The 13652-nt window shown below is 70.3% G+C and carries 12 protein-coding genes; 7 read left to right on the top strand and 5 right to left on the bottom strand.

The features are described 5' to 3' along the window. Nucleotides 1-106 precede the first annotated feature (106 nt). Nucleotides 107-844, bottom strand: a complete 738-nt coding sequence (locus tag AB0E56_RS19435) for an IclR family transcriptional regulator (RefSeq protein ID WP_359801753.1) — start codon at nt 842-844, stop codon at nt 107-109. 109 nt (nt 845-953) lie between these two features. Here AB0E56_RS19435 and hutH point away from each other — a divergent pair, with 109 nt between their 5' ends. From hutH to hutI, 3 genes are read left to right on the top strand one after another with little or no spacing between them, the layout of a single operon-like run. Next, nucleotides 954-2495, top strand: a complete 1542-nt coding sequence (gene hutH, locus AB0E56_RS19430) for a histidine ammonia-lyase (RefSeq protein WP_359801745.1) — start codon at nt 954-956, stop codon at nt 2493-2495. Beyond that, nucleotides 2488-4152, top strand: a complete 1665-nt coding sequence (gene hutU / locus AB0E56_RS19425) for a urocanate hydratase (protein ID WP_359801742.1) — start codon at nt 2488-2490, stop codon at nt 4150-4152. Before hutH ends, hutU begins: the two co-directional genes overlap by 8 nt. A 34-nt stretch (nt 4153-4186) precedes the next feature. Continuing rightward, nucleotides 4187-5350: an imidazolonepropionase gene (gene hutI, locus AB0E56_RS19420; protein ID WP_359801741.1), complete on the top strand. Its 1164-nt coding sequence runs from the start codon at nt 4187-4189 to the stop codon at nt 5348-5350. Nucleotides 5351-5377: 27 nt separating this feature from the next. On the opposite strand, the gene AB0E56_RS19415 is transcribed toward hutI, so the two are convergent. From AB0E56_RS19415 to AB0E56_RS19405, 3 genes are read right to left on the bottom strand one after another with little or no spacing between them, the layout of a single operon-like run. Continuing rightward, entirely contained in the window at nt 5378-5914 is a 537-nt protein-coding gene (locus AB0E56_RS19415) for an AAA family ATPase (protein WP_359801739.1), read from the bottom strand. After that, nucleotides 5911-6843 carry an arginase family protein gene (locus AB0E56_RS19410; protein ID WP_359801737.1) on the bottom strand — a complete coding sequence of 311 codons (933 nt, stop codon included), beginning with the start codon at nt 6841-6843 and terminating at the stop codon, nt 5911-5913. Before AB0E56_RS19410 ends, AB0E56_RS19415 begins: the two co-directional genes overlap by 4 nt. A gap of 1 nt (nt 6844) precedes the next feature. Beyond that, nucleotides 6845-8122, bottom strand: coding sequence for a DUF445 domain-containing protein (locus AB0E56_RS19405; protein WP_359801736.1), 1278 nt, complete (start codon nt 8120-8122; stop codon nt 6845-6847). Nucleotides 8123-8158: 36 nt separating this feature from the next. Here AB0E56_RS19405 and AB0E56_RS19400 point away from each other — a divergent pair, with 36 nt between their 5' ends. After that, on the top strand, nt 8159-8431 hold the full coding sequence (locus AB0E56_RS19400; RefSeq protein WP_359801735.1) for a metal-sensitive transcriptional regulator: 273 nt from the start codon (nt 8159-8161) through the stop codon (nt 8429-8431). Nucleotides 8432-8486: 55 nt separating this feature from the next. On the opposite strand, the gene AB0E56_RS19395 is transcribed toward AB0E56_RS19400, so the two are convergent. Further along, a complete protein-coding gene (locus tag AB0E56_RS19395) occupies nt 8487-10034 on the bottom strand; it encodes an amino acid permease (RefSeq protein WP_359801734.1) in 1548 nt (515 codons plus the stop codon). A 158-nt stretch (nt 10035-10192) separates the two neighbouring features. Between AB0E56_RS19395 and AB0E56_RS19390 the strand changes: the two genes are divergently transcribed. From AB0E56_RS19390 to AB0E56_RS19380, 3 genes are read left to right on the top strand one after another with little or no spacing between them, the layout of a single operon-like run. Next, nucleotides 10193-11548, top strand: a complete 1356-nt coding sequence (locus AB0E56_RS19390; RefSeq protein WP_359801731.1) for a glutamine synthetase family protein — start codon at nt 10193-10195, stop codon at nt 11546-11548. Next, the gene (locus tag AB0E56_RS19385) at nt 11529-12281 is read left to right on the top strand and encodes a gamma-glutamyl-gamma-aminobutyrate hydrolase family protein (RefSeq protein ID WP_359801730.1); all 753 of its coding nucleotides are present in this window, start codon (nt 11529-11531) and stop codon (nt 12279-12281) included. Before AB0E56_RS19390 ends, AB0E56_RS19385 begins: the two co-directional genes overlap by 20 nt. Then, nucleotides 12278-13639 (top strand): aldehyde dehydrogenase family protein, encoded by a 1362-nt coding sequence (locus AB0E56_RS19380; RefSeq protein WP_359801728.1) that lies wholly within the window; start codon nt 12278-12280, stop codon nt 13637-13639. Before AB0E56_RS19385 ends, AB0E56_RS19380 begins: the two co-directional genes overlap by 4 nt. The last annotated feature ends 13 nt before the right edge of the window (nt 13640-13652 follow it).

The raw sequence follows: 13652 nt of genomic DNA, 5'->3' as shown, positions 1-13652 counted from the left end.
ATGGTACTGCAGGGGGGACCCTGTGGGAGAGTAGGACACCGCCGGACTCCTTTTAAACAAAATGGCCACCCAACGCTGGGTGGCCATTTTGCGTTAACGCGAATGCTCAGCGTTTCAGGCGCGCCTCGAGCATGGCCGCGCACTCCTGCACCGCAGCGGCAAGCAGCTCTTCGTCCAGCTCTGCGCGCCCCCACGTCACCGCGACCGCCGCAACGGGCCACCCCGCGGCATCGAGCACTGCGGCCCCCACGCTGCGCAGGCCATCCGCGATCTCGCTGTTCTCCGTCGCGTACCCCCGTGCTCGCACGTCTCGCAGCAGGTCCCGCAGCTCGCGTGGAGTGCGGGGCCCCACGCCGGTGCGGTCTGGGAATGCCGAGACATCCGGGTACAGGGCGCGCACCTGTTCCCGGGGCAGCGCCGCCAGCATCGCCCTGCCCGAGGCCGTGAGGTGCGCGGGAAGCCGCACTCCCACATCCGTCACCAGCGCCGGGCGCCGAGGTGCACGTTCCTCGACGATGTACAGCACATCGCCACCGCTCATGACCGCCAGGTGTGCGCTCTCGCCCAAGCGATCCGACAGCGCGGCAACCAGGGGCCGGCCTCTGCGCGCCAGCGGCTGTTGACGGGTGTACCCGCCCGCCAGTTCGAAAGCCGACGTGCCCAGTCCCCACCGCCTCTCCTCGCGTAGATGCAGTACGTACCCGTGCGCGGCGAGCGTCGTGAGGAGGTGGTAGACCGTCGAGCGCGGCAGCCCGAGTTCGCGCGCGACCGCCGACGCCGCCACAGGAGCGGGCCGAGCGGCGAGATAGCTCAGGATACGCAGCGTGTTCTCCGCGGCCGGCACCTGAGCCGCGGACGTCTCGGGTTCCGATGGTTCGGCGTTGTCTGGGATCACAGACAAAGCATCGCATGATCGGCTGCCGCGTACGACACGACGGGTGTGGAATCGGAACATGACCGAACTTTCCCCTGTGCTCGTCGGCGCCGCGCCGCTGTCGCCCGCGGATGTCGTGGCCGTCGCCCGTCACCATGCGCCCGTCGTGGTCGACACGGCCGCTCTCGCCCGCGTCGCGGGGACCCGCCGTGTGGTCGACGGCCTCGCTGCCGACCCGCACCCGCACTACGGCGTCTCCACCGGGTTCGGCGCCCTCGCGACCACGTTCATCGCCCCCGAGCGCCGCCTGCAGCTCCAGGCCAGCCTGATCCGCTCGCACGCCGCGGGTACCGGAGCCGAGGTCGAGCGCGAGGTCGTCCGCGGCCTTCAGCTGCTGCGCCTGCAGACCCTCGCGACCGGACGCACCGGCGTGCGCTCGGTCGTCGTCGAGACCTTCGCCGCCCTGCTCAACGCGGGCATCGCTCCCGTCGTCCGCGAGTACGGATCGCTCGGCTGCTCCGGCGACCTCGCGCCCCTCGCGCACATCGCCCTCGCCGCGATGGGAGAGGGGGACGTGCGTGACGCCTCCGGAACCCTGGTGCCCGCGGCCGAGGCCCTCGCCGCCGCGGGCATCGAGCCGCTCACCCTCGTCGAGAAGGAGGGGCTCGCGCTCATCAACGGCACCGACGGCATGCTCGGCATGTTGGTGCTGGCGCTTCACGACCTCGAAGTGCTGCTGTTCACCGCAGATCTGGCCGCCGCGATGTCGGTGGAGTCGCAGCTCGGCACGGATGCGGTGTTCGCCGCCGACCTGATGGCGCTGCGTGCGCAGACGGGGCAGGCCGAGTCCGCTACGAACCTCCGCGCGTTCCTCGCGGACTCCCCGATGGTGGCCAGCCACAAGGGGCCGGACGACGGCAGGGTGCAGGATGCGTACTCGCTGCGGTGCTCGCCCCAGGTGCATGGAGCCGCACGTGACACCGCCGGCCACGCCGCGATGATCGCCGGGCGCGAGCTCGCCAGCGTGATCGACAACCCGGTGATCACCCTGGACGGACGCATCGAGTCGAACGGGAACTTCCACGGCGCACCCGTGGCCGCCGTCCTCGACTTCCTCGCGATCTCGATCGCCGATGTGGCCTCGGTCTCGGAGCGTCGCACGGACCGGGCGCTGGACCCGGCGCGCAGCCACGGCCTCCCACCCTTCCTCGCGGATGAGGTCGGCGTCGACTCCGGCTTGATGATCGCGCAGTATGCCGCGGCGGGGATCGTGTCCGAGCTCAAGCGGCTCGCGGTCCCGGCATCCGTCGACTCGATTCCGTCTTCGGCGATGCAGGAGGATCATGTCTCGATGGGCTGGGCCGCCGCGCGCAAGCTGCGCCGCGCGATCGACGGCCTCGGGCGCGTGCTCGCGATCGAGATCCTCACGGCGGCTCGTGCGCTCGACCTCCGCGCACCGCTGCAGGCGGGGCCCGTGACCGGCGCCGTGCGCGACCTGGTCCGCACCGTCGCGGCGGGCCCCGGTCCCGATCGCTTCCTCTCGCCGGAGATGGAAGCGGTCACCGCGCTCGTCCAGTCGGGCGACGTCGCCCGCATCGCAAAGGAGCACATCGATGGCTGATCACACCGCTGCAGGCCCCCGCGTCGTCCGCGCCGCGCGCGGCAACGAGCGCACCGCGAAGAGCTGGGGCGCCGAAGCCGCGAAGCGCATGCTGATGAACAACCTCGACCCCGAGGTCGCAGAGCACCCGGAAGACCTGGTGGTCTACGGGGGCACGGGTAGGGCCGCCCGTAGCTGGGAGGCGTACGACGCGATCGTGCGCACCCTCGACGAGCTCGAGCCCGACGAGACGCTGCTCGTGCAATCGGGCAAGCCAGTCGGGGTGTTCCGCACGCACGAGTGGGCCCCGCGCGTGCTGATCGCCAACTCGAACCTGGTCGGGGACTGGGCCACGTGGCCGGAGTTCCGGCGGCTCGAGGAGCTCGGCCTCATCATGTACGGGCAGATGACCGCAGGGTCATGGATCTACATCGGTACCCAGGGCATCCTGCAGGGCACGTATGAGACGTTCGCCGCCGTGGCTCGCTCGCTCGGTCGGGACTCGCTGCGCGGCACCCTCACCCTCACCGGCGGTGCGGGCGGGATGGGCGGGGCGCAGCCGCTCGCCGTGACCATGAACGACGGAGCGGTGCTCATCGTCGACGTCGACGAATCTCGCCTGTCTCGTCGCGTCGAGCACGGCTACCTCGACGAGTACACGACCGACCTCGATGCGGCGGTCGCCAGGGTCGTCGAGGCCAAGGAAGCCGGCGAGGCCCGCTCCGTCGGCGTCGTCGGCAACGCGGCGGAGGTCTTCCCCGAGCTGCGGCGTCGGGGGGTGCCGATCGACATCGTGACCGACCAGACCAGCGCCCACGACCCCCTCGCCTATCTCCCGCTGGGCATCGCGGTCGAAGACTGGAGGGCCGAGGCCGAGCGCGACGCCGAGGAATTCACGCGACGCTCCCGGGAGTCGATGGCCGCTCACGTCGAGGCGATGGTGGCCTTCCAGGATGCCGGTGCCGCAGTGTTCGACTACGGGAACTCGATCAGGGCCGAGGCGCAGCTCGGCGGCTACGACCGGGCGTTCGCGTTCCCCGGCTTCGTGCCGGCGTACATCCGCCCGCAGTTCGAAGAGGGGCGGGGGCCGTTCCGGTGGGCGGCGCTCTCGGGAGACCCCGAGGACATCTTCAAGACCGACCGCGCGATCGCGGAGCTCTTCCCGGAGGACGCGGCTCTGCACCGCTGGCTCGAGAAGGCCGGCGAGAAGGTGCACTTCGAGGGACTGCCCGCCCGCATCTGCTGGCTCGGCTACAAGGAGCGCCACCTCGCGGGCCTCAGGTTCAACGAGATGGTCGCGTCGGGTGAGCTGTCGGCGCCGATCGTGATCGGACGCGACCACCTGGACTCGGGATCCGTCGCGTCGCCATACCGGGAGACCGAGGCGATGAAGGACGGATCCGATGCGATCGCGGACTGGCCCCTGCTCAACGCACTGCTGAACACGGCGTCCGGCGCCTCGTGGGTGTCGCTGCACCACGGCGGCGGAGTCGGCATCGGACGTTCGATCCACGCGGGTCAGGTCACCGTCGCGGACGGCTCGGCCCTGGCCGCCGAGAAGCTCGAGCGCGTGCTCACGAACGACCCGGGCACCGGGGTGATGCGTCACGTGGACGCCGGGTACGAGCACGCCCGCAAGGTCGCCCGTGAGCGCGGCCTGAACATCCCCATGCTCTGACACACTCGAAGGACCTCGGACGAGAGGAGCGGCGATGCGTACGCTGATCGCCGACATCGCGGAGCTGACCACCAACGTCGCCTCGGCCGGCGACCCCTGCGGCACGATGGTGGATGCCGCCGTCCTGATCGACCACGGGCGCATCGCCTGGGTCGGGGCCGCGACCGACGCTCCGGCGGCGGACGAGACCATCGATGCCGGCCGCCGTGCCGTGATCCCCGGATTCGTCGACAGTCACAGCCACCTCGTCTTCGCCGGAGACAGAGCGGCGGAGTTCGAGGCGCGGATGGCCGGGCAGAAGTATGCGGCCGGCGGCATCCGCTCGACCGTCGCGGCCACCCGCGCGGCGAGCGACGAGGAGTTGCGGACCCGACTGCGGGGGTTCGTCGACGAGATGCTCGCGCAGGGGACGACCACCGTCGAGATCAAGAGCGGGTACGGGCTGAGCGTCGCCGACGAGGAGCGTCTCGTCCGGCTCGCCGCCGAGGTCACTCCCGAGGTGACCTTCCTCGGGGCGCATGTCGTGCCAGCCGAGTACGTCGACGCTCCCGACTCCTATGTCGACCTGGTGACCGGCCCCATGCTCGACGTCTGCGCGCCGCACGCGAAGTGGATCGACGTGTTCTGTGAGACCGGGGCGTTCACGGTCGCGCAGTCGCGGCGCGTGCTGGAGGCCGGCGTCGCCCGCGGGCTCGTTCCGCGCGTGCACGCCAGCCAGCTCGGGCCGGGCGAGGGCGTGCGGCTCGCCGTCGAGCTGGGCGCGGCATCCATCGATCACGGCACGTACCTGACCGACAGCGACGTCGACATGCTCGCGGGCTCCGACACCGTGCTCACGCTGTTGCCCGGTGTCGAGTTCTCCACACGGCAGCCCTACCCGGACGCGCGGCGTCTGATCGACGCGGGGGTGACCGTGGCTCTCGCGTGCGACACGAACCCCGGGTCGAGCTTCACCTCGTCGATGCCGTTCTGCATCGCCGTCGCCGTGCGCGACATGGGCATGACCCCGGCAGAGGCGGTGTGGGCGGCGACCGCGGGTGGGGCGAGGGCTCTGCGCCGTGACGACATCGGCGTGATCGCTCCGGGCGCGAGGGCCGACCTCGTGCTGCTCGATGCGCCGACCCGCATCCATCTCGCCTACCGCCCCGGCGTGCCGCTCGTGTGCCGGGTGTGGAAGGACGGGCGGGCGATCGGCTGAGATCGACGTCGACCGGGTAGCGGCCGGTCACCGCCCGATGGCCTCCTGCACGGAGCGCAACCTCGCCGCACGGTCGCCCGCGACCATCAGGAACCGCGATGCGACGTCGTGCTCGATGTCGTCAGCGAGCTCGAGCAGCGCCAGGTCCATCGCCTCGCGGAGCTCCGGATCCTCGTCGGACGGCACGTGGATCGGATGGCGGGCGTCGAGCGGCACCAGCACGGCGAGGTCGACGGTCGAGAGAGACTCCGCGGCCAGCTCGACCGCCCGGGGGATGAGGGCGCCGGGACTGCGGCCCAACGCCTCCAGCGCGATGAGGTAGGCGGCGAAGTCGAGGGGGCTCCGTTCAGCGAGGAGGTTCCGCCGATCGGCGTGTTGGCGCAGTCGCATCGCGGAGACCCGTAGCTGTGCGACGAAACTCGGTTCGCCGGCGGGATCGTCCATCTCCCTCTCGACGTCGTCGACGGGGTCGCCGAGCACGAGGTACTCGGGGTGCGCGGCGTGGAAGTCCGAGATCAGAGTGCTCTTGCCGCTCGCGTGCGTCCCGGAGGCGACGATCCTCATGCGCGTGCGGAGAGTCCGGCGAGGAGCTCCAGCACGCACAGCGCGGCCAGTCGGACGGTGCGGGCGTCGTCGGCGTCGGCGGTCGCGTCGACCTCGGCGAGGTCGGCGCTCACGACGCGGCCGTCTGCGGCGACGGCGCGGGTGAGTGCGCGCAGCTCCCACGCCTGCAGACCGCCCGGCACGCTCGCGGGGCAGCCGGGAGCGACGGATCGGTCGCAGACGTCGACGTCGATGTCGAGGTGGACGCGGGGATCTTCTCCGGCGCCGGCGATCTCGACGGCCTCGGCGACCACGTCGTCGATCCCGCGGCGGCGGAGCTCGTCGAGCGTGATGACCCTGATGCCCCAGTCGGCCGCGCGGCGGGCGTAGGCCACCGAGTTCGCGAAGTCGGCGATGCCGATCTGCACGATCCTGGTCGGGTCGATCCGCGCGGTGTCCAGCGTCGATGCGGCGGGGTCGTCTTCGACGAGGCGGCGCACCGGCGTGCCGTTCGAGATGCCGTCGCGCAGGTCGAAATGCGCATCGAACGTGATGAGCCCGGTCGCCTCGGCTCCGAGTGCCACCGGGTACGTGAGCGAGTTGTCGCCGCCGAGTGCGATCACGAGCTTCGACGCAGCGGTGAGGTCGCGCACCCGAGAGATCACCCTCGCCTCCCCGGAAGCGCCGTCGGGGTCTGCCACGTCGCCCGCATCCGCGATGGGCAGAACCTCGCCGAGCTCGACGGCGGGCGGCCCCATCAGAGCGGTCCCGTAGCGGGGGAGGGCGTCGCGGATCGCCGCCGGTGTGGCGTGTGCGCCGGTGGGCGAGAGCGAGGTGCGCCAAGTCGGCACTCCGAGCAGCACGGCATCGGCGGTGCCGTCGAAGGCGGGCCAGGCGCCGGCGCGCGGCCAGAGCGGGTCGTGGCTGAGTGGTCGGGATGCGGGGGTCATGTCAGACTCCGGGGATCAGGGCGTGGGCGATGGAGAAGATCGCGAGGCCGGCGAGTGCGCCGACGAACGTGCCGTTCAGACGGATGTACTGCAGGTCGCGACCCACCATGAGCTCGATCTTCTCCGTGGTCTCCGCGGGGTCCCAGCGTTCGACGGTGTCGGTGATGATCGACGCGATGTCGTGGCGGTAGCGGTCGACCAGGAAGACGGCCGCATCAGACACCCAGGTGTCGACGCGGTGCTGCAGGGCCGTGTCCGTCGTGAGGCGCTCGCCCACCTCCTGGAGGGCCTGGACGGCGCGGCGGCGGAGCCCGCTCTCGGGGTCGGCGAGGGCGGTGAGCAGTCCGTTCTTGGCGGTGTTCCACGCTTCGGCCGCCAATGCCCCGACACGGGGACTGTCGAACAGCGATGCCTTCGCGTTCTCGAGCTTGGCGCGCGTCGCGGGGTCGTTCTGCAGGTTGTCGGCCAGTCGTGCGAGGTAGCCGTCGACGGCCAGGCGGGCGGGGTGGCGCGGGTCGGCCTGCACGGCATGCACGAACTTGACCGCCTCGTGGTAGACCGTGTCGTCGACGAAGCGATGCGCCAGCTTCGGCACCCAGCCGGGGAGCCGCCGCGAGACGAGCCCAGTGAACGACTCGGCGTTCGCGTCGAGCCAGCGTGAGATGCTGTCGGCAGCGAGGTCGACGGCGCCGTGGTGGGCATCCGCCTCGACGATCTTCTCGAGCCAGGCACCGGCCGGGGGTCCCCACTCCGGGGTCACCAGGTGCTCGCGCGCGAGGTCGGTGATCAGGTCGCGCACGTCGTCGTCGCTCAGGGCGTTGAGCACGGCCGTCGCGATCGTCGCTCCCTCCGCCCCGACCCGCTCGGCGTGCGGAGCCTCGCGCAGCCACTCGCCGGCGCGGAGGGCGATGTGCGTGCTCGACAGCTTGGTGCGCACGACGTCGCCCGCCAGGAAGTTGGTCTCGACGAACTCGCCGAGTGTCCGCCCGATCTCGTCCTTGCGGCTCGGGATGATCGCGGTGTGCGGGATGGGCAGCCCGAGCGGCCGGCGGAAGAGCGCGGTCACCGCGAACCAGTCCGCGAGGGCACCGACCATTCCGCCTTCTGCAGCAGCGCGCACGTACGCCAACCCGTCGACCCGCTGCTGGAACGCGAAGGCGAACACGAACACGACGGCCATGAACACGAGCGCCCCGAGGGCGACGGTCTTCATGCGGCGCAGGGCGCGCAGCCGTTCCTGATCGGCGGGAGAGAGCTGCGTCATCGGTGTTCGCGGCATGACGTCATCCTTTCACGAGGCGAGTAGCCTCAAGGGGTGATCGAAGACATCAAGAAGCGTGCCCTGCACCGCACCAGCATCCTCGAGGGGCAGATGCGCGGGGTCGCGCGGATGATCGAGAACGAGGAGTACTGCATGGACATCATCACGCAGTCCCGCGCGATCCAGCGATCCCTCGAGTCGCTGAACCGGCTGCTGCTGGAGAACCACCTGCGCACGCACGTCACCCACATGTTCGACGAGGGCGGCGAGGAACGCGACAAAGCGGTGCTCGAGCTCCTCAAGGCGTTCGACTTCGACCGCAGGTAGAACACGACGCAGCGCCCCGACGCGGACGTCGAGGCGCTGCCGGCGGTGGTGCGGATCACCTGCCGCCGTCGAACACCTCGTCCTCCATGGCGTCGTACCCCTCGGCCTGCGGGTCGCCGTGCGATCCGCCGGAGATGGCGTACTCCTCCTCGGGCGAGAGCACCAGGCGGTGCCGGAAGAACAGCCCGAAGCCGAGCAGGATCACGACGTACACGATCGCGATGGCGATGATCGCCGGGCCGAACGTCGGGTTCAGCAGGAAGCCGACGAAGATGAGCGCGGCGATCACCAGCGCGACGGCTGCACCAGGGATGCCCCAGGGGCTGCGGTACGGGCGCTCCACGTCGGGGTACTTCTTCCGCAGGATCATGAACGACACCAGCTGGAGTCCGTAGGCGAGCACGGCGCCCCAGACGGCGATGTTCAACACGATGGCGCCGGCCACGGAACCCGCGCCCTCGGCGTCGACGGCCGCCAGCACGTCGAGGACGATGAGGGCGACGAAGCCGATGGCCGCGCCGATGACGAGCGCCACCCACGGCGTCTGCCGCTTGCCGGTGAGGGAGAGGAACCGCGGGTAGTAGCCGGCACGGGAGAGGGAGTACATGTTGCGGCCGTAGGCGAACATGATGCCCTGCAGCGAGGCGAGCAGGCCGATCAGGGCGAACAGCGCCAGCACCGCGGCGAGCTGGTCGCCGACGATCGCGCGGAAGCCGTCGAGCAGCGGCTCTCCGGCCGTGCCGGTCGCCTCCGCGCCGATCACGCCGGTGTTGAGGAACAGCACCAGCAGACCGGTGACGATGAGGGTGCCACGGGCCCAGAACCCGGCCTTCGGGATGTCGCGCGTCGGGTTGTGCGATTCCTCCGCGGCGAGCGGCAGTTCCTCGATCCCCAGGAAGAACCACATCGCGAAGGGCAGGGCGAACAGGATCGGCAGCACGCCGTGCGGCAGGAACTCCGTCTGGCCGGGGTCGGGGGCGATGTCCCACAGTGCATCCCAGCTGAAGGCGCCGGAGAAGATCGCCATCAGCGAGAACACCACGATGATGCCGATCGAGATGATCGAGACGACGATCGCGAAGCGGAACGAGATCGCCGCTCCCGCCGAGTTCAGGGCGATGAAGACGATGTAGAGGATGAGATACCAGACCCATCCCGGCAGTTCGAGTCCCAGCAGCTCGCTGGTGATGCCGTTCGCATACGACGCCGAGAAGTAGACGATCACCGCCGTGGTCGCGACGTACTCGATCGTCTCCGCAGCTCCGGTCACCAAGCCGCCCCACGGCCCCATCGCGGACCGCGCGAACGAGTACGCGCCGCCGGTGTGCGGCATCATGGCCGCCATCTCGCCGATCGCGAAGATCATTCCGTAGTACATCAGCACGAGGATCACGAAGGCGATGAGCATGCCGCCGAAGCCGGCGAAGTCGATGCCGAAGTTCCACCCGGAGAAGTCGCCGGAGATGACTGCGGCGACCGCGAGACCCCAGAGGCCCCAGACGCCGGCCGAGCGCTTCAGGGTCCGTTTCTCGAAGTACTCGCTCCCGGCTCGTGTATAGGTCGCCCCAGCGACCTTGCGAGATTCATTGCTCTGCTCAGACATCCGCTCTCCGTTCGCATGCACACACAGGCGCCGGGTGCACCTTGGGCATGATTGTGGCAGTCAATGGTGGTTTCGTCTACCTTTAAACCCCGAGGTGATCTACTCTGAGGGCGAAGCCGGTCGGCCGATCGCTTCACCACGACGACGGGAGCGAGACGATGGCGGGAAACCTGAGCATCGAGCAACTGGATGCCGGCATCGCCGCCGGCGAGATCGACACGGTGATCGTGGCCTTCGCCGATGCGCAGGGACGATTGGTCGGCAAGCGGGTCTCCGCGCGACTGTTCCAGGAGGACATCCTTCACCACGGGGCGGAAGCCTGCGACTACCTGCTGTCGGTCGATGTCGACATGAACACGGTCGACGGCTACGCGATGTCCGGGTGGGACCGCGGGTACGGCGACATGGTGCTGCGGCCCGACGTCGCGACGTTGCGACGGATCCCGTGGCTCGCCGGCACCGCGCTCGTGATCGCCGACCTCGTATGGGGCAACGGCGAACCGGTCGGCCCCTCGCCCCGGGCGATCCTCGACCGCCAGCGCGACCGACTGGCCGAACGGGGATGGACGGCGTTCTCGGGCACCGAGCTCGAGTTCATCGTGTTCGACAACACCTATCGCGACGCCTGGGCCCGCAAGTACGAGGGTCTGACCCCGGCTACCGACTACAACGTCGACTACAACCTGCTCGCCTCCACCAGGCTCGAGCCGCTGCTGCGCGACATCCGCAACGGCATGGACGGCGCAGGGCTGTACTGCGAGGGCGTGAAGGGCGAGTGCAACCTGGGGCAGCAGGAGATCGCCTTCCGCTACGCCGAAGTGCGCGAGACCGCCGACCAGCACGCCCTCTACAAGAACGGCGCGAAGGAGATCGCGGAGCAGCACGGGCAGGCACTCACCTTCATGGCGAAGTTCGACGAGCGGGAGGGCAACAGCTGTCACATCCACCTCTCGCTGCGCGACGCGGACGGCACACCCGTCATGGCCGGCGACGGCGAGCACGGATTCAGCCCCCTCATGGAGCACTGGATCGCGGGTATCCTCGCCACGCTCCGCGAGTTCACCCTGCTCTACGCACCCAACATCAACTCGTACAAGCGCTTCGCCAAGGGCAGCTTCGCCCCGACCGGGGTGGCGTGGGGCATCGACAATCGCACGTGCGCGCTGCGCGTGATCGGCTCGGGATCGGGACTGCGGGTCGAGAACCGGGTGCCGGGCGGCGACGTCAATCCGTACCTCGGCATCTCGGCCATCATCGCCGGCGGGCTGTACGGCATCGAGAACGAACTTCCGCTGCCCGAGCGCCTCACCGGCAATGCGTACGAGGCCGGGGTCGAGCACCTGCCGACGACCCTGCGCGAGGCCGCGCAGCTGTTCAGCGCCTCCACGATCGCGCGCGAGGCGTTCGGCGACGATGTGGTGGACCACTACCTGAACCAGGCGCGCATCGAGGTCGAGGCCTACGACGCCGCCGTCACCGACTGGGAGCGCATCCGTGGTTTCGAACGGCTCTGACCCGGCGCCGCTGATCGGCGTCACGACCTACCTCGAACGGGCGCAGCAGGGGGTGTGGGATGTGCGCGCCGCGTTCCTTCCCGAGCAGTACCTGACCGGAGTGACGGCGTCGGGCGGCATCGCGCTGCTGCTGCCCCCGCAGGACCCCGACGCGGCGGATGCGGCCATCTCGGGCATGGACGGGCTGATCCTCTCCGGGGGTGCCGACGTCGCGCCGGAGCTCTACGGCGCGGAGCGGCATCCGCTCACCGACCCCGCCCGGGTCGATCGCGATGCGTGGGAGCTGGCCCTGTTCCGCGCGGCGGAGCGGCGCCGGATGCCGGTGCTCGCGATCTGCCGTGGTCTGCAGCTCGTGAACGTGGCCCGCGGGGGAACCCTCCAGCAGCATCTGCCCGAGTCGCTGGGTACCGAGCGCTACCGCCTCGGAGGGGGTGTCTTCGCCGAGAACGACATCGAGGTGACGGACGACACGGCGTTGGCGGGCGTGCTCGGCGCCGGCGATGCGCGCGTCCACAGCTACCACCATCAGGGCATCGAACGCCTCGGTGAGGGGCTGATCGCCGCGGCGCGTTCCGACGACGGGCTCGTCCAGGCGTTCGTCGACACCTCAGGCGGGCACGTGGTCGGCATCCAGTGGCATCCGGAGGAGAACGCCGAGGACCGGCGCCTCTTCGAAGATCTCGTCTCACAGGCTCGCGCGTTCGCCGCGGGTCGGAAGGAGGGCGCCCGATGAGCGCGTTCACCGTCATCAACCCGTCGACCGGCACGGCGATCCGCGAGGTGGCGCGCGCCGATGTCGCCGAGACCGATGCCGCCATCGCGCGTGCCGTCGCCGCACAGCGCCGGTGGGCGGCCCTCGCTCCGGTCGCCCGCGCCGATGCGCTCAGGGCCTTCGCCCGTGCCGTCGAGGGGGCGGCCGAGGAGCTGGCGCAGCTGGAGGTGCTCAACTCCGGGCATCCGATCGGCTCCGCGCGATGGGAGGCGTCGCACGTCGCCCAGGTGCTGAACTACTACTCCGCCGATCCGGAGCGGCTGTCCGGCCGCCAGATCCCGGTGTCCGGCGGTCTCGACGTCACCTTCCACGACCCGTACGGCGTGGTCGGGGTCATCGTGCCGTGGAACTTCCCGATGACGATCGCCTCGTGGGCGTTCGCGCCCGCGCTCGCCGCGGGCAACGCCGTGGTGCTGAAGCCGGCGGAGCTGACTCCGCTCACCGCGCTCCGTCTCGGCGAGCTCGCGCGTGAAGCAGGGCTGCCCGAGGGGCTGTTCGAGGTCGTCACGGGCTCGGGATCGGTCGTCGGCCAGCGTCTGGTCGAGCACCCCGACGTGCGCAAGGTCGTCTTCACCGGCTCGACCGAGGTGGGCATCGAGGTCGCGGCCGGGTGTGCGCGCGCGCTCAAGCCGGTCACGCTCGAACTCGGCGGCAAGAGCGCGAACATCGTCTTCGCCGACGCCGACCTCGAACAGGCGGCGGCAGGTGTCCCCGGCTCCGTGTTCGACAACGCCGGCCAGGACTGCTGCGCACGCAGCCGACTGCTCGTGCAGCGCTCGGTCTACGACCGCTTCCTCGAGCTCCTCGAACCCGCCGTTGCTGCGTGGCGCGTGGGCGACCCGGCCCGCGAGGACTCCGACATGGGACCCCTCATCTCGGCGGGGCATCGCGACACCGTCGCCTCGTTCCTCGACGGCGCCGACATCGCCTTCCGTGGCACGGCCCCCGAGGGGGACGGGTTCTGGCTCGCCCCGGCCGTCGTGCGGGCCGACCCCGCCGATCGGATCGCGCAGCAGGAGGTGTTCGGGCCCGTCGTGGCGGTGATGCCGTTCGAGGATGAAGCCGACGCGATCCGCCTGGCCAACGACACGATCTACGGCCTCGCCGGATCGGTGTGGACGCAGAACCTCGGCCGTGGAGTGCGCGTCGCGCGGGGTGTGCGCAGCGGGGTGCTGTCGGTGAACTCGCACTCCTCGGTGCGCTATGCGACCCCGTTCGGCGGCATGAAGGCCTCGGGGCTGGGGCGAGAGCTCGGCCCGGACGCTGCCGAGCACTTCACCGAGACCAAGAACGTCTTCTTCGCGACCGACGACGTCTGATCGCCGCGCAACC

It is taken from the genome of Microbacterium sp. NPDC028030, assembly GCF_040637855.1.
GTDB lineage: Bacteria > Actinomycetota > Actinomycetes > Actinomycetales > Microbacteriaceae > Microbacterium.
This window is presented reverse-complemented; position numbering and strand designations above follow the sequence as displayed.